Consider the following 20451-nt stretch of genomic DNA (forward strand, 5'->3'; position numbering starts at 1 on the left):
CCTGGCCCCGGTCGCTGCCTTCGTCCTAGCCCCGTCGCTCGCGCCCGCCGGGCCCGCGCGGGGGGGGGGGGGGGGGGGCGGCGCCGCCGCCGCGCCGCCCCCCCCCCCCCCCCCCCCCCCCCCCCCCCCCCCCCCCCACGGGACTGGATTGGCCGAGCCCCTGCACCCCGCCCCCACCCTCTATCCAGGGGACCGCTCCCGCGTGCGCCGCCCCAGCAACTCCGCCAGCCCCCGCCGCGTGGCCGCCAGCACCACCCGGTCCTCACCCCGGAGGACATACGTATCGGGCAGATCCCACACCAACCGGGACTCCCGAGGCGCCTCGCCCTCCTCATCCGCCTCACCCTCGCCGGAGGCCGACCCGTCCGCCACCTCCAGCGCCAGCACCCGCCACGCCCCCGCCCGGAACGCCTCCCCCACCGTCCGCCCCTCCAGCTGCGGATGCCCCGCCACCTCCACCGCGGCGAACAGCAGCACCCGCCGCTCCACAGGGATCGCCCCGAGGATCTGACGCCCCATCATCGCCCCGGCGAAGGACGGCGCAGCCAGATGCGTGACACTCCGGCTCCGGGTCAGCGCACCGGGATGAGCGGCGCGCAGAGTGCGGTACACGGCGGTCGCGAAGTCGTCGTCGTACAGCCGCAGCACCACCCGCAGCCCCGACCGCACGGACCGCCCGTAGAGCACCGCCTCCAGGTTGGTGGTGTCCACACTCGTCAGCGCGAGCAGCGAATGCGCGCGCTGGATCTTCGCGGCCTCCAGCACCCCCTCCTGCGTCACGTCCCCGAGCACCACGGGCACCCGCAGCCGCCGGGCGGTCGCCAGCCCCCGCGCCTCGGGGTCGGCCTCGACGCACACCACCGGGATGTCCATCTCCCGCAGCCGCGTCAGCACCCGCGTGCCGATCTTGCCGAGTCCCAGCAGGACGACGTGCCCGCCGATCCCGCGCGGCGGCTTGCGCAACGCGGTAGCGGTGCGGAAGGTCCCCAGGGCCTCGAGCACGGCCGCCAGCAGCACCGGAAGCAACAGCAACCCGACGAAGCCGGAGAGCAGTTGAAGGATCTGACGGGCGATGTCCGCGTTGTGGGCGGGTTCGTTGATGGAGAACAGGTCGAGCAGCGTCACGTACGTCGCGTGCAGCGGATGGTCGTCCGTGACCAGCATCAGCGCCACGGCAAGCGCGACCACGCACGCCGCCAGACCGGCCAGCGACCACCGCAGCCGCCGCGAGAACAACTCGGCGAACGGCGGCACGCCCGCCCGCCCGGCGGGCAGCGACGGTCCGGAGTACGACACCTGCTCCAGCGCCACGGTCCCGCGCCCCGTCGCCGCCCGGACCGCCGCCGCGTCGGGCAGCAGCTGCGGGCCCTCCCCGCTGTCCTCCGAACCGTCCGCCCCGGCCGGGTCGTTGCTCGTCGCGGAGAGCAGCGCGAGGGTGCACAGGCCGGGGTCGGCGACCTGGCCGGGCAGCGGCGGGTTCCGTTCCACCGCGCGCAGCAGCAGGCCGTCCGTCTCCACGATCTTGCTGGTGCCGACGAGCGCGGTGGCGGCCAGCGCGGGCGCGGCCGTGTCGGCGTCGGACAGCACGGTCGTGGAGGGCTCGGCGGCGCCCGACCCGGGCGCACCCCCGCCACCGGTCGCCAGCGCGGCGCTCTGGTCGAGGAGATCCTCGATGTGCTGGCCCAGGCGCCGGTTGTACAGGCGCAGCACCAGCCGCAACCGGGGGTTGAGCCGGCGGGCGGTCAGGGCCGCGCGGATGTTGGTCTCGTCGTCGTCGTACACCAGCGCCAGCGCGCCGGCCCGCTCCACGCCGGCGTCGGCGAGCACGTCCTCGGTCGGCTCGGTGGCCTCCAGTTCGCGCCCCGCGCCTTCCCGCCCCGCACCTTCGCGGCCCGCGCCGCCCTGGTCGCCGTTGCCGCTCCGGTTGACGGCCGCGTTGACCATGTCCAGCAGCGCCGCCGAGGCCGCCCGGGCCCGTCCGACCACCGGCTGCCGCACCCGGCGCCCGGAGGGCGGGACGACGAGGGTGACCTGTTCGCGGTAGACGCCGCGCAGTTCGGCGGCGAGACGGTGCGCCAGCCCGTCGTCCCCGCACACCACCATGTGTGCGTACGCGTCGCCCTGCGGAACCTGATTCGGAACGCTCCCCGTATGAGTTCCCATTTGAAGAAGGACAGTACAGGCGCCGGACGCGGTTCCCGGAGGGCCCGAAGAGGCGGAGGGCGGCATCAAGAACGCATAAAGATTGCCGGAACACGGCAATGACGCGCCCTGGCGCCGGATGTGAGGATTCTTCTCACCGGAGCTCAGCGACGGGTGGGAGGGGGACGGCACACATGGCCTGGTTTCTAGGAATCGGCATCACGGGGGTTGTGCTGCTCGCCCTGTCGCTGGTCTTCGACGGACTGCTGGAAGGCGCGCTCGACGGAGCGCTGGACGGCGTCCTGGAGGGGTGGCTGTCGCTGCCGGTCGTCGCCGGATTCGTGGCGATGACCGGCTTCGGTGGCGCCATCGCCCTCGGCACCGGCTGGACCGGACCGGCGGGGGCCGCCGCGGCCGGCGCGGTCGTGGGACTGGGCGCCGCCTGGCTGACGTACCGCTTCAGCCGTGCGCTGATGCGCGACCAGACCGCCGTCACACCGAGCACGAACGACCTGCTCGGCACGTCCGGCAAGGTCGTGACCGCCATCCCGGCGGAGGGCTACGGCGAGGTGCTGCTGCGGCTCGCGGGCCAGCCGTTGAAGTGCGCGGCGCGCAGTGCGGTGCCGGTGGCGCGAGGCGCCGAGGTGTGGGTCGAGGCGGTGCCGACGGGGACGTCGGTCGTGGTCCGCCCGGTGGACCGCTGACCACCTCCGTCTCTTCCGATTTCTGTCTTCTCTGTCTCTATCTCTGTGTGATTCGGGGGCGTTGTCATGAGTCCTGTCGTCATCGCGGTGCTGGGAGTCGTCGTACTCCTGGTGCTGCTCGCGCTCGTGGTGGTCAGCCGCTACAAAGTGGCTGGTCCGAGCGAGGCGTTCATCGTCACCGGCCGGCGCGGCAAGAAGTCCACCGACCCGGAGACGGGCCGGGTGTTCACCGACAACAGCGGCCAGAAGGTCGTGGTCGGCGGTGGCGTGTTCGTCGTGCCGTTCGTGCAGCAGCGGTTCGCGCTCGACCTCTCCTCCCGGCACATCCCGGTCGCCGTGCGCGGCGCGGTGACGCTGCGGGGCGTGAAGGCCAACCTGGAAGGTGTAGCGATCGTCAAGGTCGGCGGCACGGAGGACGCGATCCGCGCCGCCGCACAGCGGTTCCTGATGCAGCAGGACGGCATCGTCGGCTTCACCCAGGAGGTGCTGTCCGGCGCGCTGCGGGCGATCGTCGGCCGGATGTCGGTCGAGGACGTCATCCGGGACCGGGCCGCGTTCGCCGGCCAGGTGGCCGAGGAGGCGGAGGCGAGCCTGTCCGGGCAGGGCCTGGTCCTGGACGCCTTCCAGATCCAGGACATCACCACCGAGGGCTCCTACCTGGAGGACCTCGGCCGTCCCGAGGCGGCCCGCGCCAAGCAGGAGGCCGACATCGCCGAGGCCGTGGCCCGGCGGGCGGCCGAGCAGGCGCGGCTGAAGGCCGAGGAGGAGATCGCGGTCGCGCAGCGCACGCTCTACCTGAAGCAGGCCGAGATCAAGGCCGAGACCGACCAGGCGTCCGCCCGCGCCAACGCGGCGGGACCGCTGGCCGAGGCGGCCCGGCAGCAGGACATCCTCGCCGAGCAGGAGAAGGTCGCCGAGCGGCAGGCCGCGCTGAAGGACCGCCAGCTCGACACCGAGGTGCGCAAGCCGGCCGACGCCCAGCGGTACGCCGCCGAGCAGGAGGCGGAGGCCCGCCGGGTGGCGCGGGTGAAGCAGGCCGAGGCCGAGCGTTCCGCCGGGATCGCCGCCGCCCAGGCGGAGGCCGAGCGGGCCCGGCTCACCGGTGAGGGCGAGAAGCAGCGGCGTGGCGCGCTGGCCGAGGCGGAGGCCATCGAGGGCCTCAAGCAGGGTGAGGCCGAGCGCTCCCGGCGCGCGGCGATCGCCGAGGCCGTGCGGCTGGAGGGCGACGCGGAGGCCGCCGCGATCGGTGCCAAGGGCGCGGCCGAGGCCGAGGCGATGCAGAAGAAGGCCGACGCCTTCGACCGGTACGGCGACGCGGCCGTGCTCCAGATGCTGGTCGAGGTGCTGCCGCAGGTGGTGGCGAAGGCGTCCGAGCCGCTGTCGGCCGTGGACAAGATGACGGTGATCTCGACGGACGGCGCGAGCCGCCTGTCCCGCACGGTCGCCGACAACGTCGCGCAGGGTATGGAACTGCTCGGCTCCACCACCGGCGTCGACCTTGCGTCCCTGCTCCAGGGCATCACGGGGAAGGCCACCACCGGCACGTCAGGACCGAAGGCCCCGGAGACCCCGGAGACTCCGGACCAGCGCAACGGCAAGGTGGAGATCACGGGCTGACGGCACGCGCGCGGGGGAGGGCCTGCGGCCGTCCCCCGCGAGCCGCCGACGGCCGGGTGCCGGCCGAGGTGCCCGGTTCACGGCTGCTGGTACGGCTGCTGCGGCGACGCCCCGTACGCCTGCCCGCCGGGGCCGGCACCGGGGCCGCCCATGCCCCCCTGCGCCTGGAGCTGCTCCGCCTGCTCCTTCGACACCTGCTGCTCGGCACCGCAGAAGGTGCACTGTGTCGCGTACTTCGTCGAGAACGGGAACAGCGGCACGAAGAACAGCGTGAACTTGTTGACGCGCTTCCTGAGCGTGTGCGCGGAGGGGTTCCCGCACCGCCCGCACACCAGCGTCAGTATCGCGAGCTGGTAGAGGTATCCCTTGGTACCGAAGATGATCACGATGCGGTCCTTCCCGGTCGGCCCCCGCGAGCGCGCGGGACACGCAGATCTTCTCCCAGACTACGGAGGTCACCCGCCGTCCGCGGCTTCCCGGCGCACCAGGTCCCCGGGCCGGCACGGGAGTACGTCACGTGAAACTTGATGGACACGACAAGATCTGCACGTTTCCCTACACATCCGACGTCGCTGGATTTGGGTACCAATCCCGATGGTGCCCGGCATCCGCCGCGGGCGAGGCTGGGGTCAACTCCCCGGCCCCGGGCCCGAACCGACGCCGAAGGGGGGCAACGTGCCCGTGCCCGACGACCACCAGCTCAGCGAGATCGCGTCCCGTCTGCACCGCGAGGACCCCGACTTCGCGCGGGCCCTCGCCGACGGCCGCCCCCGCCGCCCTCGGGAGTACCGGTACGGGCGGGCCTGGCTGCTGCTCGCCGCCGCGCTGTGCGCGCTGGCCACCGGCCTGGTGCTGGCCCACGGACTGCTCATCGCCGCCGGCCTGGTCTTCGCCGGCGTGGCCGGTGAGCTGCTCGACCCGAACCGGTGCGAGCGCGACGGCGTGTCCGACGCCTGACACGTCCGGCTCCACCTCGCTCTGCTTCATCCCGGCGTGACCCGGACGGCCCACTTGCCCCCCCCGGATCACGTCGTGCCCCGGCGCGCCCCTCGGCCGAGAAGGCGCACAGACGCCGCCACCGATCCCCATCCGACCGGAGGACAGACGCCCGTGCACGACACGACCGCCATGCTGATCGAACTGGGAGCGATCATCCTCGCTCTGGGGCTCCTGGGCCGCCTCGCGGGCCGGGTGGGCTTCTCACCCGTCCCCCTCTACCTGCTGGCCGGACTCGCCTTCGGACACGGAGGCGTCCTGCCCCTCCAGGCCAGCGAGGAGTTCGTCGCCACGGGCGCGGAGATCGGCGTCATCCTGCTGCTCCTCCTGCTCGGCCTGGAGTACAGCGCCTCCGAGCTGGTCACCAACCTCAAGACCCAATACCCCTCCGGCGCGGTCGACTTCGTCCTCAACGCCGTACCCGGCGCCGCGGCCGCCCTGATCCTGGGCTGGGGCCCGGTGGCCGCCGTGGCGCTCGCCGGCGTCACCTGGATCTCCTCGTCCGGCGTCATCGCCAAGGTCCTCGGCGACCTCGGCAGACTCGGCAACCGCGAGACCCCCGTCGTGCTCGGCATCCTCGTCATCGAGGATCTCGCGATGGCCGTCTACCTGCCGATCCTCACGGCCCTGCTCGCGGGCGTCGGCCTGGCCGGCGGCACCGTCACCCTGCTGATCTCCCTGGGCACCGTCGGCGCGGTCCTCTACCTGGCGCTCCGGCACGGCCGGCTGATCAGCCGCGCGGTCTCCTCGGACAGCGCGGAGATGCTCCTGCTGGTGGTCCTCGGCCTGACCCTGCTCGTGGCGGGCCTCGCCCAGCAGCTCCAGGTCTCGGCGGCGGTCGGCGCCTTCCTCGTGGGCATCGCCCTGTCCGGCGAGGTCGCCGAGGGTGCGAGCAGCCTCCTGACCCCGTTGCGCGACCTGTTCGCCGCCGTGTTCTTCGTCTTCTTCGGCCTGTCCACCGACCCGGCCGACATCCCGCCCGTCCTGGTCCCCGCCCTGCTCCTGGCCACCGTCACCACACTCACGAAGGTCGCCACCGGCTGGTACGCGGCACGCAGGGCCGGCATCCGCGGCGGCGGCCGCTGGCGGGCGGGCGGCACGCTGGTCGCCCGGGGCGAGTTCTCCATCGTCATCGCCGGCCTCGCGACCGCAACGGAGCCCCGCCTGGGCCCGCTTGCGACGGCGTACGTCCTCATCCTGGTCGTACTGGGCCCCTTGACGGCCCGCTTCACCGAACCGCTGGCCCGGCGGGTCGTCGCCTCGGGGACCGGGGGCAAGTGCTCCGAGTCGGCGGCCGAGCCGAAGCCCCCGGAGTCGGCACCCGTCAACGTGTGACCGCACAGTCGGCCGACCGGAAAATGGGTCGCGGGACGGAATCGCGTCCCACGATGGTGTCTCGTGCAGCCCGACCGTCCACCGCCCCGCCGCCCCCATACCGAGAGAAGGACCGTGAAGCACGAGTACGAGGCGAAGTTCCTGGCGATCGACACCGCAGCCCTCCAGGCCGGGCTGACCGCCCTCGGAGCCGCCCAAGCCTTCCCCCGCACACTCCTCACCCGCAGGATCTTCGAGGCCGACTCCTTCGAGCGCGGGACCTGGATCCGTCTCCGGGAAGAGGGCACCCGCTCCACGCTCACGCTCAAGCAGGTCACCGACGGTACGAGGATCGACGGCACCAAGGAGATCGAGACCGAGGTGTCCGACCTCGACGCCACGGCCGACATCCTGCGCCGCGCCGGCCTCACTGAGGTGCGCTACCAGGAGAACTACCGCGAGGAATGGCGCCTGGGCGAGGTCGTCTTCGACTTCGACACCTGGCCGGGGCTCCCCACCTTCCTGGAGATCGAGGGCCCCGACGAGACATCGGTCCGGCAGGCCGCCGCGCTGCTCGATCTCGACTACTCCGAGGCCCGCTTCGGAAGCGTCGACGCGATCTACCGGAGCGAGGCCGACCGGGACATCCTCACCGAGCCGACCCTCTTGTTCTCCGACGTCGAGCAGCGGGAGGACACTTCCTCGGCGGCACCGCGCCTCTGATCAAGAAGGCGCCCCCGGAAACCACTCAGGGGCCCGACCCGCTGAGCGGATCAGGCCCCTGACCTGGAACTTCACTGTCGGGGTGGCGGGATTTGAACCCACGACCTCTTCGTCCCGAACGAAGCGCGCTACCAAGCTGCGCCACACCCCGATCGTCGCTGCTCGTCGCGGCGACGTCGTTTACTTTAGCCCACCGGTGGCCGGAGACGAAATCCGGTTTAGCGGGGTCGGCGGAGTGGGTTCGGGCGGATGTGGTCGAGGGCGATGAGGAGGACGGCCAGGGCGTAGAGGGCCAGGCCGACGAGGAGGGCGTTGCCCAGGACTCCCTTGAAGCCGTGCTGGTCGACGTCGAGGAAGGGGTAGAGGTAGCGGTCCTGGGTGCCGGGGAGCAGCAGCTCGCCGCGGGCCAGGGTGAAGGCCAGGTAGGCCAGGGGGTAGAGGAGCCACGTGGGGGCGTGGCGCAGGTACAGGCGGCCGGGGACGGTGAGGAGCAGCCAGTCCAGGGCCGCGGCGACCGGGACCGCCGTGTGCAGGATGTGGGTCGCGGCCGTCTGCCAGCCCGCGCCGGCGCCGTCCGGTGCGACGAATGGGCTCGCCGCGTTGGTCAGGAGCAGGTGGTGGACCAGGCCGGCGGTGGCGACGTAGAGCAGGGCCGCGCCCGTCACCGAGCCCGGCAGGGGGTGGTGGGCGGACCAGGCGCAGCGGGCGGACGCGATCATGACCAGCGCCAGCAGGAGGCCGCTCTGGATCGTGAAGTGGCTCAGGGTCTTCAGGACCGGGCCGCCCACGAGCAGCTCGATCGTCACTCCGGTCAGCGCCAGCATGGCGGTGAGGAGGCGGAAGACCGCGGTCAGCCTGCGGCGTACCGGGGTCACGACGGCCGTCGCCGGTACGACCGTGGGCAGCAGGGCGCGGTGACCCGGGATCGGCGGGAGGTCCGGGATGTCCCTGGGTATCGGGGCTGTCATGGCCTCACGCTAGACAGACCGGGCATATCGGGCTATGCGGGTGGGCCGTGTGGGTTACCCGCCGCCCGCCGATCGTTCGACGACTGCCCGTACACCGGCCGCCCGCCGCCCTCCCGGGGCCGGGCCGCGCCCCCTTACCGCCCCCGCGCCACCAGCGTCAGCAGCGTCGCCTCCGGTGGGCAGAAGAAGCGGACCGGGGTGTAGCGGCTCGCGCCGCAGCCCGCGGAGACGTGGAGGTAGGACGTGCGGCCCTCCGCGGTGTGGGTGGACAGGCCCTTCACGCGGTCCGTGTCCAGGTCGCAGTTGGTGACCAGCGCGCCGTAGAAGGGGATGCACAGCTGGCCCCCGTGCGTGTGGCCGGCCAGGATCAAGGGGTAGCCGTCCGCCGCGTAGGCGTCCAGGACGCGGAGGTACGGCGCGTGCACCACGCCCATCGAGAAGTCCGCCGTGCCGGACGGGCCGCCCGCGACCTCCGCGTACCGGTCCCGCTTGATGTGCGGGTCGTCGAGGCCGGTCAGCTCGACGGACGTGCCCTCGATCTTGAGCGTGCCGCGCGTGTTCGTGAGGTTCTGCCAGCCCGCGGCGTCGAAGCCGTCGCGCAGGTCCTCCCACGGGTTGTGGACGACGCCCACGGCGGGCGGGTTGCCGTTGAGGCCGTGACGGCCCTGGAGCTTCTCGGTCAGGTACCGGCCGGGATTGCGGAGCTTGGGGCCGTAGTAGTCGTTGGAGCCGAAGACGTAGGCGCCCGGGAACTCCATCAGCGGGCCCAGGGCGTCCAGGACCTCGGGGACGCCCTCCGGGTCGGACAGGTTGTCACCCGTGTTGATCACGAAGTCGGGGCGCAGCCCGGCCAGGGAGCGCAGCCAGCGCTGCTTCTTGCGCTGGCCGCCGACCATGTGGATGTCGGAGACCTGGAGCACGCGCAGCGGACCCATGCCGACGGGCAGGACGGGGACCGTCACCCGCCGGAGGCGGAACGAGCGGGGCTCGATCCCCGCCGCGTAGACCAGACCGGCGGCGCCAACCGCCGTGATTCCCAGGGGCACTCCGTATCGCGCGCGCATATGTCCATCGTGTCAGAAGCGCGGGCGATGGGCCGAACACGGGCCACGGGCCGACCGTCCGTGGGGCCGATCGGCGCCCGCCGTTAAATCGGCGGGCGATCGTCCGGCCGTACCTGCGACAATCAGGTCCATGACCACGCTCAAGTCGAAGCTGCACGCCGACCTCAACGCCGCGATCAAGGAGCGTGACGAGCTGCGCTCCTCGACGCTCCGGCTGACGCTCGCCGCGATCACCAAGGAGGAGGTCGCGGGGAAGGAGAAGCGGGAGCTCTCCGACGACGAGGTGCAGAAGGTGATCACCCGCGAGGCGAAGAAGCGCCGGGAGGCCGCCGAGGCCTTCGCGCAGGGGGGTCGCGCCGAGAGCGCCGAGCGGGAGAAGGCGGAGGGCGAGGTGCTCGCCGCGTACCTGCCCAAGCAGCTGTCGGACGACGAGCTGAACGCGATCGTCGCGCAGGCCGTCGAGGAGGCGAAGGCGGGCGGTGCCGAGGGGCCGCGGGCCATGGGCGCCGTCATGAAGATCGTCAACCCGAAGGTCGCCGGACTGGCCGAGGGCGGCCGGGTCGCCGCCGCGGTCAAGAGGACGCTCGCCGGCTGAGCCCTGCCCCAGCGCGCAACGAGTGAACGAGTGAGGGCGCCCTCCGCGAAAAGCGGAGGGCGCCCTCACTCATGACGCGTGCGGCCTCAGTCGCGTCCGCCCGGCCCGTTCCCCGGCCCTTGGATCAGGTTCCCGGGGAAACCGCCGTCTCCGCCACCGTTGCCGCCACCGCCGTTGTCCGACCCGCCGTTGCCGGTGCCGCCGTCGATCAGGCCGCCGATGAAGCCGTCGTCGTCGCCGTTGTTCCCGTCGTCCTGCCCCGGGTCCTCGGCCCCTTCGTCACGGCCCTTGTCCCTGTCCTTCTCCTTCTCGCCGTCCGGGATGTCGACGAGGTTGAAGGAGGGGGAGTCCTTGCCGGCCAGGGCGCCGGTCATGGCGTCCTTCCAGATGGGACCGGGGACCGCGCCACCGAAGACGAGCGGGTGGTAGACGCCGCCGATCGTGATGTTCTTCATCTCGACCTTCTGGGTGGCGCTGCCGACCCAGACGGCGCCCGACATGTTCGGCGTGTAGCCGACGAACCAGGCGTTCTTCCGCTCGTCGGTCGTACCGGTCTTGCCCGCGTTGGCGCGGTCGCTGAGGCCGGCCTCCTTACCCGTACCGGAGTCGACCACACCCTGCAGCAGGGTGTTCACGCTGTCCGCGGTCTTCTCCGTCATGGCCCGGGAGCAGGTGGACTTCGGCACCTCGAGCGACGACTGCTTGTTGCCGACCTTCTGCGTGATCGACTCGATGGCGACCGGCGTGCAGTACATGCCGCGCGAGGCGAAGGTCGCGTAGGCGCTCGCCATGGTCAGCGGGGACATACCGACCGAGCCGAGGGCGAGGGCGGAGGGGTTCTGCGGGAGCTTGTCGCCGTTGCCCTGGTGGACGTCGAGCTTGTCCGCCATCTCGGACACCGGGCACAGGCCGATGTCGGCGAGCATCTGCACGAAGTAGGTGTTGACCGACTTGGCCATCGCCTCCTTCAGGCGGTACGGACCGACCTCCGACTCGTTCTCGTTCTCCACGCGGTAGCTCGAGTCGTTGATCCAGGGCTTGTCACAGGTCTGGATGGGGCTCGGGTAGTCCATGTCGTACGGCGACGAGTACTCCTTCGTCGGCGGTACGTTCTGCTCCAGCGCCGCGGCCGCCAGGAACGGCTTGAACGTCGAACCCGTCGGGAAGCCGAAGTTGGAGCCGCCGTAGGCCGCGTCGACCGAGTAGTTGTACTCGGTCTCGTTCTTGCCGTAGCCGTACGGCTTCGACTGGCCCATCGCGACGATCTTGCCGGTGCCGGGCTCGACCAGCGTGCTCGCCGCGGCCACCGAGTCCGACTTGTTGACGTGGTCCTTGAGCGACTGCTGGACCGATTCCTGGGCCTGCGGGTCCATCGTCGTACGGATGGTCAGGCCGCCCTGGTTCCAGATCTTGGCCCGGTCCTTGCGGGTCTTGCCGAAGACCTTGTCGCTGAGGAAGACCTCGCGCACGTAGTCGCAGAAGAAGCTGGCGTTCTTCACGGCCGTGATGCATCCGTTCTTGGGCCGGCTGACCTTCAGCCCGAGCGGGGCTTCCTTCGCCTTGTCGGCCTCCGCCTGGGAGATGTCGCCGACCTGGGCCATTCGCGTCAGCACGGTGTTGCGCCGCTTGGTGGCCTCGGCCTCGTCGTTGACCGGGTCGTACCGGCTGGGCGACTGGACGATGCCGGCCAGGAGGGCGGACTCCTGGATGTTGAGGTCCTTGGCGGACTTGGAGAAGTAGCGCTGGGCGGCGGCCTCGACGCCGTACGCCTGCTGGCCGAAGAAGGTGATGTTCAGGTAGTTCTCGAGGATCTTCTTCTTGCCCAGCTCCTCCTCGACCTGGATCGCGAGCTTCAGCTCCTGGATCTTGCGGCCGATGGTCTGCTGGGTGGCCTGGGCGACCTTCGTCGGGTCGTCGCCGGCCTCCTCCACGAAGACGTTCTTGACGTACTGCTGGGTGAGGGTGGACGCGCCCTCGGAGACCTCGCCGCTGCGTGCGTTCTTGTTGAGCGCGCGCAGGACGCCCTTGAGGTCGATCGCGCCGTGCTGGTAGAAGCGCGAGTCCTCGATCGCGACGATCGCCTTCTGCATGTACGGCGACATGTCCTTGAGGTCGACCACCGTGCGGTCGCGCGAGTAGACCGTGGCGATGGTGCCGCCCTCGGCGTCGAGGATGGCGGTGCGCTGGCTCAGCGGGGGAGTTTTCAGGTTGGCCGGGAGGGCGTCGAAGCCCTCCACCGAACCCTTGGCCGCCAGCCCCAGCGCGCCTACGGCGGGCAGTGCGATGCCGGCCAGCACCGCTCCCGCGAGCACACTGACACCGAGGAACTTGGCGGCCTGCTGCGTTGGCGACAGACCACCGCCCGAGCGCTTCTTTGGCATGGAGGCAGCCTACGTTCTCATTCGCCGGACACGCGTATATGCCTTGGCCTAAGCTGCACTCAACTGTCACAGCAGTGCGGCCACGTATCAATACGTCCGGCGACCCCGAATCGTTCCGGATCCGCTCGGTTTTTTTCTGAGGGGCCCCCATTGGGGGCGCGTTGGTGTGTGTCGGCGCGTGCCACGGCGTGTGGATTGCGTGTCCGAATCCGCCTTGTGTGTCAATCGGTGTCCGTTGTGGCGCAAGAGAGATGACCCGAATGTCGGGATCGTCGCGCATGTCGCCAGCTCACTCCCCCGGGTGATCTGCCGCTTACCCATAGTCCGTTCGGGCCATTCAAGATTGGGCCCGAAGGGGGTGTTGCGCTGTGCCCACCTTCCGTAACGTCCTCAACTGGCGGCGGTGAATATGCCGCTGCCGCCGTGGGGGAGCCTCGATTCGGGAGAGGACGGCGCCGGTATGGGCTGGGTAACCGACTGGAGTGCGCAGGCCGCCTGCCGCACTACCGATCCGGACGAACTGTTCGTTCAGGGAGCAGCGCAGAACAGGGCCAAGGCGGTGTGCACCGGGTGCCCGGTGCGGACCGAGTGCCTGGCCGACGCGCTGGACAACCGCGTCGAGTTCGGCGTGTGGGGAGGCATGACGGAGCGGGAGCGCCGCGCACTGCTGCGCAGGCGGCCCACCGTGACGTCCTGGCGCCGGCTGCTGGAGACGGCGCGGACGGAGTACGAGCGGGGGGCCGGCATCCTGCCTCTCGACGACGACGAGGTGTACGAGAACTACATGGCCGTGGGCTGAGCCGCCGCTCCGGGCTACTCGGACGCCCGGTCGGAGTCAGACGTCCGTCTCCGGCAGCTCGGGGTGGACCGTCGCGAGACGGACCCCGATGTCCCGCAGGCCGGCGAGGTCGTGCACGTCACCGGGCAGTGCGGCCACTTCGGTGACCGCCACCTCGGGATGACGCGCGGTGAAGCGGTCGCGTGTGCGCTGCTCGCGGGCGAGCAGCTGCATCCGGTCCGCATGCAGCCTCAGCAGACCCGAGGCCAGCTGGTCCACCGACCGCTCCGGTGTGTCCGCGTCCGGCGTGTCCGGGGCCTGCGTGTCCGCGTCCTGTGTGTCCGTATCCGGCGGCGCTGCGTCCGGCGTCGCCGCGTCCGGTACGCCGTCCTCGTGAGTGTCTGAACTTCCGTACGTGTCGGGAGAGTTACGAAGTCCAGCTTTCCCGCCGCTCTGATCCACAATGCGGGGATCCTCAAGATTTTCCGCGGCGGCGAGCGCCCGCTCGGCGGACAGCCGGTCGGCGCCGCTGCCGTGGACCCTGTTGAGCACCAGGCCGGCCAGCGGCATGTCCTCGGCCGCCAGCCGCTCCACGAAGTACGCGGCCTCGCGCAGCGCGTCCCGCTCCGGGGCCGCGACCACGAGGAACGCCGTGCCGGGGGCCTGGAGGAGCTTGTACGTCGCGTCCGCGCGCGTACGGAAACCGCCGAACATGGAGTCCATCGCCGCCACGAAGGTCTGCACGTCCTTCAGGAACTGCCCGCCCAGCACCTTCCCCAGGACGCCGGTCATCATCGACATGCCGACGTTGAGGAACTTCATGCCGGCCCGGCCGCCGACCTTCGCGGGTGCCAGCAGGACGCGGATCAGCTTGCCGTCCAGGAAGGACCCGAGGCGCTTGGGGGCGTCCAGGAAGTCCAGGGCCGAACGGGACGGCGGCGTGTCGACGACGATGAGGTCCCACTCGTCCCTGGCCCGCAGCTGCCCCAGCTTCTCCATCGCCATGTACTCCTGCGTGCCCGCGAAGCCCGCCGAGAGTGACGCGTAGAAGGGGTTGCCCAGGATCGCCGCCGCCCGCTCGGGATCCGCGTGCGCCTCGACGATCTCGTCGAAGGTGCGCTTCATGTCGAGCATCATGGCGTGCAGCTCACCGCCCGCCGAGTCGTCGACGCCCTTCACCCGGCGCGGCGTGTTGTCCAGCGAGTCGATGCCCATCGACTGGGCGAGCCGCCGGGCCGGGTCGATGGTCAGGACGACCACCTTGCGGCCCCGCTCGGCCGCGCGCAGGCCCAGGGCCGCCGCGGTGGTCGTCTTGCCGACCCCGCCCGCGCCGCAGCACACCACGATGCGGGTCTTCGGGTCCTCCAGCAGCGGGTCGACGTCGAGTACGCGCGCGTGGGAGAGGCGCCGCGCGCCCTCCTGGGGCCGGGCGGCCGGGTCCGGACTCATGCGATCCCCTGCTTCCGCAGCTCGGTGGCGAGTTCGTACAGGCCCGCGACGTCCATGCCCTCGGCGAGCAGTGGCAGCTCGTGCAGCGGCAGGTCGAGGTCGGTCAGGACGGACCGCTGCTCCTGCTCCAGCGTGTACCGCTCGGCGTACTCCTCGGCCTGCGCCAGCAACGGGTCCACCAGCCGCTCGGCATGCCCGCCCCGCCGTGCCCCGCCGAGCCCGGCGCCGGACAGGGACCGCGCCAGCGCCCCGCGCGGGGTGCTCCGTACGAGCTCCAGGTCGGTGGCGTCCAGTACCTCGGGCCGGACCATGTTGACGACGACCCGGCCCACCGGGAGGCGTGCCGCGCGCAGCTCGGCGATGCCATCGGCGGTCTCCTGGACGGGCATCTCCTCCAGCAGCGTCACCAGGTGCACGGCCGTTTCCCGCGACTTCAGCACCCGCATCACGGCCTGCGCCTGATTGTGTATCGGGCCGACCTTCGCGAGGCCCGCCACCTCGTCGTTCACGTTGAGGAACCGGGTGATGCGGCCGGTCGGCGGGGCGTCCATGATGACGTAGTCGTAGAGGAAACGTCCGCTTTTGTCCTTGCGGCGGACCGCCTCGCACGCCTTGCCGGTCAGGAGTACGTCCCTGACCCCCGGCGCGATGGTGGTCGCGAAGTCGATCGCGCCGAGCTTCTTCAGGGCGCGGCCGGCGCTGCCCAGCTTGTAGAACATCTGGAGGTAGTCCAACAACGCCAGTTCGGCGTCGATGGCGAGGGCGTACACCTCCCCGCCCCCTGGAGCGACGGCGATCTTCCGCTCCTCATAAGGCAGCGCCTCCGTCTCGAAGAGCTGCGCGATGCCCTGGCGGCCCTCGACCTCGACGAGAAGCGTGCGCTTCCCCTCGGTGGCGAGGGCCAGCGCGAGGGCGGCGGCCACCGTGGTCTTACCGGTTCCGCCCTTGCCGCTGACGACCTGGAGCCTGCTCACGTATTCGAGCGTAACCAGTCCGCGCGCCGAGTACTCCGGAGGCTGTGGACAACGTCGCCGTGGTCGGCCTGCGAAGGGGGTTCCGGGCAGCGGCTAGAGTCGGCCGCATGACCAAGTGGGAATACGCAACCGTGCCGCTGCTCGTCCATGCCACGAAGCAGATTCTGGACACCTGGGGCGAGGACGGCTGGGAGCTCGTCCAGGTCGTGCCCGGGCCGAACAACCCCGAGCAGCTCGTCGCCTACCTGAAGCGGGAGAAGCAGGCATGAGCGCCGTCGAGGCGAAGCTGGCCGAGCTCGGGCTGACCCTGCCCGAGGTCGTCCCGCCGCTGGCCGCCTACCAGCCGGCCGTGCAGTCCGGGCCGTACGTCTACACCTCCGGCCAGCTGCCGATGGTGGACGGCACGCTTCCGGTCACCGGCAAGGTCGGTGCGGAGGTCACCGCCGAGGAGGCCAAGGAACTCGCCCGCACCTGCGCGCTGAACGCCCTGGCCGCCGTGAAGTCCGTCGCCGGTGACCTCGACCGCATCGCGCGCGTGGTGAAGGTCGTCGGCTTCGTGGCCTCCGCGTCCGACTTCACGGGCCAGCCCGGCGTGATCAACGGCGCCAGCGAGCTGCTCGGCGCGGCCCTGGGCGACAAGGGCGTCCACGCCCGCAGCGCGGTCGGCGTGGCGGTCCTGCCCCTGGACGCACCGGTCGAGGTCGAGATCCAGGTGGAGCTGGTCCAGGCGTAGCCGGCCGCGATCCGCGGGGGTGGCGTGACGGTGTCTTGCGCACCTCTTTGCCACCCCGGCAACAATCCTCGCCTCGCTCACCTGCCACCCGCAGGATCGGACCCGGAGACCGGGCCGTGAATCCGGGCCCGGTCGTTCGGCCGTACGTGTCAGGAGGAGTCGTGTCGCAGTCGTCGTCCGTGAACGATCAGTGGGTCCACCGTCTGGTGGCCTCGCCCGCCGGGCGGATCCACCTGGTGGAGCAGGGCAGCGGGCCCTTGGTCCTGCTGGTCCACGGTTTCCCCGAGTCCTGGTACTCCTGGCGCCGCCAGCTGCCCGCGCTGGCCGCCGCCGGTTTCCGGGCCGTCGCGATCGACGTACGCGGCTACGGGCGCTCCTCGCGGCCAGAGGCGGTCGAGGCGTACCGGATGCTGGACCTCGTGGCGGACAACGTCGCCGTCGTGGAGGCCCTGGGGGAGCGCTCCGCCGTCGTCGTCGGCCACGACTGGGGCGCGAACATCGCCGCGCACTCGGCGCTGCTGCGGCCCGACGTGTTCCGCGCGGTGGGTCTGCTCAGCGTGCCGTACACGCCGCCGGGCGGCCCGCGGCCCAGCGACGTCTTCGCGGGGATGAGCGGCCCCTCAGGCCCCTTCGCCGGGCAGGAGTTCTACGTCTCCTACTTCCAGGAGCCCGGACGCGCCGAGGCGGAGATCGAACCCGACGTGCGCGGCTGGCTGGCCGGCTTCTACGCCGCCCTCTCCGCCGACACCATGCCCCCGCCCGAAGCCCCCGACCCGCACTTCGTCGCCCCCGGCGGCAGACTGCGCGACCGGTTCCCGGCCGCCGGGCGGCTGCCCTCCTGGCTGACCGAGGAGGAGCTGGACGTCTACGCCGCGGAGTTCGAGCGCACCGGCCTGACCGGCGCCCTCAACCGCTACCGGAACATGGACCGCGACTGGGAGGACCTGGCGGAACACCAGGGCGCCCCGGTCACCCGGCCCGCCCTGTTCCTAGGCGGCGCCCTGGACGCCTCCACGACCTGGCTGTCCGACGCGATCGAGGCGTACCCCACGACCCTGCCGGGTCTCAGCGCCTCGCACCTGCTGGACGGCTGCGGGCACTGGCTCCAGCAGGAGCGCCCCGACGAGACGAACCGGCTGCTCACCGAGTGGCTGGCCGCCCTCCCCGGCTGACGTCCGTCCCTGAGGCCCGCCCCACCCCTGGGACCACTCGAACATCCGCCCGTCACCGGATAGCCTCCGGCCATGGCGAATCCGCAGGCGAACGGGCAGTGGTACCCACCCGAGTGGCCGGACCGCATCCGCGCGCTGGCGGCCGGCACCCTCACCCCGGTCGCCCCGAGACGCGCTGCCACGGTCATGCTCCTCAAGGACACCGGCGCCGGTACGGCCGTCCACATGCTGCGCCGCCGCACCTCCATGGCGTTCGCCGGGGGCGCGTACGCCTACCCGGGCGGCGGCGTCGACCCGCGCGACGACGACCGCGCCATCGGCTGGGCGGGCCCCACGCGCGCGTGGTGGGCGGACCGGCTCGGCGTCGACGAGGCGGGCGCCCAGGCGATCGTCTGCGCGGCCGTGCGGGAGACGTACGAGGAGGCGGGCGTCCTGCTCGCCGGACCGACCGGCGACTCGGTGGCCGGCGACACGACCGGCGCCGACTGGGAGGCGGACCGCGCCGCCCTGGTCGCCCGCGAGCTGTCCTTCGCGGAGTTCCTGGACCGCCGGGGCCTGGTCCTGCGCTCCGACCTGCTGGGCGCCTGGGCCCGCTGGATCACCCCGGAGTTCGAGTCCCGGCGCTACGACACCTGGTTCTTCGTGGCCGTGCTCCCCGAGGGGCAGCGCACCCGCAACGCCTCCACGGAGGCCGACCGCACGGTGTGGATCACGCCGGCGGAGGCGACGGCCGGGTACGACAAGGGCGAGCTGCTGATGATGCCGCCGACCGTCGCGACCCTGCGCGGGCTCGCGGCCTGCCGTACGCCGGCCGAGGCGCTGGCGTCGGCCCCGGGCCGCGACATGACCCCGGTGCTCGCACGGGCGCGGCTGGAGGGCGACGAGGTGGTCCTCTCCTGGCCGGGGCACGAGGAGTTCACCAAGCACGTGCCGAGTACGGCGCCGACGTCCGCGACACCTTCCGACCCGACCGGGGGAGCCACCGCATGACGGACGCAGCAGCACTGCCCGGCCAGCCGAGGGGCGGCGTCCTCTCCGGGCCGGCCACCGCACGCGCGGTGAACGTCCTGGCGCCCAATCCCTCCGCCATGACGCTGGACGGCACGAATACCTGGATCCTCGCCGAACCCGACTCCGACCTGGCCGTCGTGGTCGACCCCGGCCCACTGGACGACGTCCACCTGCGGAACGTCGTGGACACGGCCGCCCGCGCGGGCAAGCGCGTCGCGCTGACCCTCCTGACGCACGGTCACCCGGACCACGCGGAGGGCGCCGCGCGCTTCGCCGAGCTGACGGGCACGAACGTCCGGGCGCTGGACCCGGCCCTGCGGCTGGGCGACGAGGGGCTGGCGGCGGGCGACGTGGTCGGCGTCGGCGGCCTGGAGCTGAGGGTCGTACCGACGCCCGGGCACACGGCGGACTCGCTGTGCTTCCATCTCCCGGCCGACCGCGCGGTCCTGACAGGCGACACGATCCTGGGGCGCGGTACGACGGTGGTGGCCCACCCGGACGGCCGTCTCGGGGACTACCTGGACTCGCTGCGCCGGCTCAGGTCGCTCACGGCCGACGACGGGGTGCACACGGTGCTGCCGGGGCACGGGCCGGTCCTGGAGGACGCCCAGGGCGCCGTGGAGTTCTACCTCGCGCACCGCGCCCACCGCCTCGCCCAGGTCGAGACGGCGGTGGAGAACGGTCACCGGACGCCGGGCGAGGTCGTCACCCACGTGTACGCGGACGTCGACCGGTCCCTGTGGCCGGCGGCGGAGCTCTCGGTGCGGGCGCAGCTCGAGTACCTGGACGAGCACGGGCTCATCCAGCGACTCGGCTGACGAAGGGACCAGGGGCGGCTCAGCGCGAGCGCTTGGCGAGCCGCTCCACGTCCAGCAGGATCACCGCGCGGGCCTCCAGGCGGAGCCAGCCGCGCTGCGCGAAGTCCGCCAGGGCCTTGTTGACCGTCTCGCGGGACGCGCCGACCAGCTGGGCCAGCTCCTCCTGCGTCAGGTCGTGCACGACGTGGATGCCCTCCTCGGACTGCACGCCGAACCGGCGGGAGAGGTCCAGCAGAGCGCGGGCGACGCGGCCGGGGACGTCCGAGAAGACCAGGTCCGACATGGCGTCGTTGGTCTTGCGCAGGCGGCGGGCGACGGCGCGCAGCAGGGCGGTGGCCACCTCGGGGCGGACGTTCAGCCAGGGCTGCAGGTCGCCGTGGCCGAGGGCCAGCAGCTTGACCTCGGTCAGCGCGGTGCCGGTCGCGGTGCGCGGGCCCGGGTCGAAGAGCGACAGCTCACCGATCAGCTCGCTGGGGCCGACCACGGCCAGCATGTTCTCGCGCCCGTCGGGGGACGTGCGGTGGAGCTTGACCTTGCCTTCCGTGACCACGTAGAGGCGGTCTCCGGGGTCCCCCTCGTGGAACAGGGTGTCGCCGCGGGCGAGGGTCACCTCACTCATGGAGGCGCGGAGCTCCGAGGATTGCTCGTCGTCGAGCGCCGCGAAGAGCGGGTTGCGCCGCAGAACGTCGTCCACGAGTTCTCTCCTTGTCGACCGGCTCAGAGGATCTTGTTCCCCCGGTGTACCAGGGGTCCGTGGTGCCCATTTTGCCGGACAGTCCAAACAGTGTGATCTGTCACAAGGATGCCGCACTGGTGTCCCGGGGTACGCGGCAGGGGTCCGATTGGACGTCGATCTTCGGGGTCCGGGGCGGATGTCGGTGCCGGGCCGTAGGCTGGCCGGGTGTCCAAATCGCCGGTGAGAGCACAGGCCGAGGGGGTTGCGCGGGTGAGTGCACGTCGCGATTCCGCTGTGGGCGAACAGGGCCCCGATGGCGGTAGGAAATCGGCGAAA

20 protein-coding genes and 1 tRNA gene are annotated in these 20451 nt (G+C 71.8%); 12 read left to right on the plus strand and 9 right to left on the minus strand.

Going from position 1 to position 20451, the window contains the following annotated elements; translation table 11 throughout:
- Positions 1 to 180: 180 nt before the first annotated feature.
- Positions 181 to 2103 carry an NAD(P)-binding protein gene (locus ACGF3J_RS16770; protein WP_161332524.1) on the minus strand — a complete coding sequence of 641 codons (1923 nt, stop codon included), beginning with the start codon at positions 2101 to 2103 and terminating at the stop codon, positions 181 to 183.
- A 233-nt stretch (positions 2104 to 2336) separates the two neighbouring features.
- On the opposite strand from ACGF3J_RS16770, the gene ACGF3J_RS16775 reads away from it, so the two are divergent.
- On the plus strand, positions 2337 to 2846 hold the full coding sequence (locus tag ACGF3J_RS16775; RefSeq protein WP_161332516.1) for an NfeD family protein: 510 nt from the start codon (positions 2337 to 2339) through the stop codon (positions 2844 to 2846).
- Between the two features lie 66 nt (positions 2847 to 2912).
- Positions 2913 to 4463: a flotillin family protein gene (locus ACGF3J_RS16780; protein WP_202559071.1), complete on the plus strand. Its 1551-nt coding sequence runs from the start codon at positions 2913 to 2915 to the stop codon at positions 4461 to 4463.
- A gap of 77 nt (positions 4464 to 4540) precedes the next feature.
- Here the strand turns inward: ACGF3J_RS16780 and ACGF3J_RS16785 are convergent, their stop codons facing one another.
- Positions 4541 to 4849, minus strand: coding sequence for a zinc-ribbon domain-containing protein (locus ACGF3J_RS16785; RefSeq protein WP_161332515.1), 309 nt, complete (start codon positions 4847 to 4849; stop codon positions 4541 to 4543).
- Positions 4850 to 5138: 289 nt separating this feature from the next.
- Here ACGF3J_RS16785 and ACGF3J_RS16790 point away from each other — a divergent pair, with 289 nt between their 5' ends.
- The 3 genes from ACGF3J_RS16790 to ACGF3J_RS16800 all read left to right on the plus strand — a co-directional run bounded on the left by ACGF3J_RS16790 (position 5139) and on the right by ACGF3J_RS16800 (position 7496).
- Positions 5139 to 5420, plus strand: coding sequence for a DUF3040 domain-containing protein (locus ACGF3J_RS16790; RefSeq protein ID WP_346346333.1), 282 nt, complete (start codon positions 5139 to 5141; stop codon positions 5418 to 5420).
- A 153-nt stretch (positions 5421 to 5573) separates the two neighbouring features.
- Complete coding sequence (locus tag ACGF3J_RS16795; RefSeq protein WP_346346332.1) at positions 5574 to 6794, plus strand: cation:proton antiporter; 1221 nt, start codon at positions 5574 to 5576, stop codon at positions 6792 to 6794.
- Between the two features lie 114 nt (positions 6795 to 6908).
- Positions 6909 to 7496: a class IV adenylate cyclase gene (locus tag ACGF3J_RS16800; RefSeq protein ID WP_161332514.1), complete on the plus strand. Its 588-nt coding sequence runs from the start codon at positions 6909 to 6911 to the stop codon at positions 7494 to 7496.
- A gap of 77 nt (positions 7497 to 7573) precedes the next feature.
- Here ACGF3J_RS16800 and ACGF3J_RS16805 read toward each other — a convergent pair.
- The 3 genes from ACGF3J_RS16805 to ACGF3J_RS16815 all read right to left on the minus strand — a co-directional run bounded on the left by ACGF3J_RS16805 (position 7574) and on the right by ACGF3J_RS16815 (position 9528).
- Positions 7574 to 7647: transfer RNA gene (locus tag ACGF3J_RS16805), tRNA-Pro, on the minus strand.
- A 67-nt stretch (positions 7648 to 7714) separates the two neighbouring features.
- Complete coding sequence (locus tag ACGF3J_RS16810; protein ID WP_393854226.1) at positions 7715 to 8464, minus strand: Pr6Pr family membrane protein; 750 nt, start codon at positions 8462 to 8464, stop codon at positions 7715 to 7717.
- 134 nt (positions 8465 to 8598) lie between these two features.
- Complete coding sequence (locus tag ACGF3J_RS16815) at positions 8599 to 9528, minus strand: metallophosphoesterase (protein WP_393854227.1); 930 nt, start codon at positions 9526 to 9528, stop codon at positions 8599 to 8601.
- Between the two features lie 130 nt (positions 9529 to 9658).
- Between ACGF3J_RS16815 and ACGF3J_RS16820 the strand changes: the two genes are divergently transcribed.
- The gene (locus tag ACGF3J_RS16820; RefSeq protein WP_125493024.1) at positions 9659 to 10123 is read left to right on the plus strand and encodes a GatB/YqeY domain-containing protein; all 465 of its coding nucleotides are present in this window, start codon (positions 9659 to 9661) and stop codon (positions 10121 to 10123) included.
- 86 nt (positions 10124 to 10209) lie between these two features.
- On the opposite strand, the gene ACGF3J_RS16825 is transcribed toward ACGF3J_RS16820, so the two are convergent.
- Positions 10210 to 12504, minus strand: a complete 2295-nt coding sequence (locus ACGF3J_RS16825) for a transglycosylase domain-containing protein (RefSeq protein WP_393854228.1) — start codon at positions 12502 to 12504, stop codon at positions 10210 to 10212.
- 460 nt (positions 12505 to 12964) lie between these two features.
- Between ACGF3J_RS16825 and wblA the strand changes: the two genes are divergently transcribed.
- On the plus strand, positions 12965 to 13303 hold the full coding sequence (wblA, locus tag ACGF3J_RS16830) for a transcriptional regulator WblA (protein WP_064729040.1): 339 nt from the start codon (positions 12965 to 12967) through the stop codon (positions 13301 to 13303).
- Between the two features lie 36 nt (positions 13304 to 13339).
- On the opposite strand, the gene ACGF3J_RS16835 is transcribed toward wblA, so the two are convergent.
- Positions 13340 to 14731: an ArsA family ATPase gene (locus tag ACGF3J_RS16835; RefSeq protein WP_393854229.1), complete on the minus strand. Its 1392-nt coding sequence runs from the start codon at positions 14729 to 14731 to the stop codon at positions 13340 to 13342.
- Positions 14728 to 15705: an ArsA family ATPase gene (locus ACGF3J_RS16840; RefSeq protein WP_393854230.1), complete on the minus strand. Its 978-nt coding sequence runs from the start codon at positions 15703 to 15705 to the stop codon at positions 14728 to 14730. The genes ACGF3J_RS16835 and ACGF3J_RS16840 overlap by 4 nt, the downstream gene beginning before the upstream one ends.
- Before the next feature lie 107 nt (positions 15706 to 15812).
- Here ACGF3J_RS16840 and ACGF3J_RS16845 point away from each other — a divergent pair, with 107 nt between their 5' ends.
- The 5 genes from ACGF3J_RS16845 (at position 15813) to ACGF3J_RS16865 (ending at position 19439) form a co-directional block, all read left to right on the plus strand.
- The gene (locus ACGF3J_RS16845) at positions 15813 to 15974 is read left to right on the plus strand and encodes a DUF4177 domain-containing protein (RefSeq protein ID WP_003975360.1); all 162 of its coding nucleotides are present in this window, start codon (positions 15813 to 15815) and stop codon (positions 15972 to 15974) included.
- On the plus strand, positions 15971 to 16438 hold the full coding sequence (locus ACGF3J_RS16850; RefSeq protein ID WP_393854231.1) for a RidA family protein: 468 nt from the start codon (positions 15971 to 15973) through the stop codon (positions 16436 to 16438). The genes ACGF3J_RS16845 and ACGF3J_RS16850 overlap by 4 nt, the downstream gene beginning before the upstream one ends.
- 161 nt (positions 16439 to 16599) lie before the next feature.
- Positions 16600 to 17610: an alpha/beta fold hydrolase gene (locus ACGF3J_RS16855; protein WP_393854232.1), complete on the plus strand. Its 1011-nt coding sequence runs from the start codon at positions 16600 to 16602 to the stop codon at positions 17608 to 17610.
- 72 nt (positions 17611 to 17682) lie between these two features.
- On the plus strand, positions 17683 to 18600 hold the full coding sequence (locus ACGF3J_RS16860; protein ID WP_393854233.1) for an NUDIX hydrolase: 918 nt from the start codon (positions 17683 to 17685) through the stop codon (positions 18598 to 18600).
- Positions 18597 to 19439, plus strand: a complete 843-nt coding sequence (locus ACGF3J_RS16865) for an MBL fold metallo-hydrolase (protein ID WP_161328751.1) — start codon at positions 18597 to 18599, stop codon at positions 19437 to 19439. Before ACGF3J_RS16860 ends, ACGF3J_RS16865 begins: the two co-directional genes overlap by 4 nt.
- A gap of 19 nt (positions 19440 to 19458) precedes the next feature.
- On the opposite strand, the gene ACGF3J_RS16870 is transcribed toward ACGF3J_RS16865, so the two are convergent.
- The gene (locus tag ACGF3J_RS16870) at positions 19459 to 20133 is read right to left on the minus strand and encodes a Crp/Fnr family transcriptional regulator (RefSeq protein ID WP_122616797.1); all 675 of its coding nucleotides are present in this window, start codon (positions 20131 to 20133) and stop codon (positions 19459 to 19461) included.
- Positions 20134 to 20451 lie beyond the last annotated feature (318 nt).

Source organism: Streptomyces sp. NPDC048171 (assembly GCF_043202655.1).
Lineage (GTDB): Bacteria > Actinomycetota > Actinomycetes > Streptomycetales > Streptomycetaceae > Streptomyces.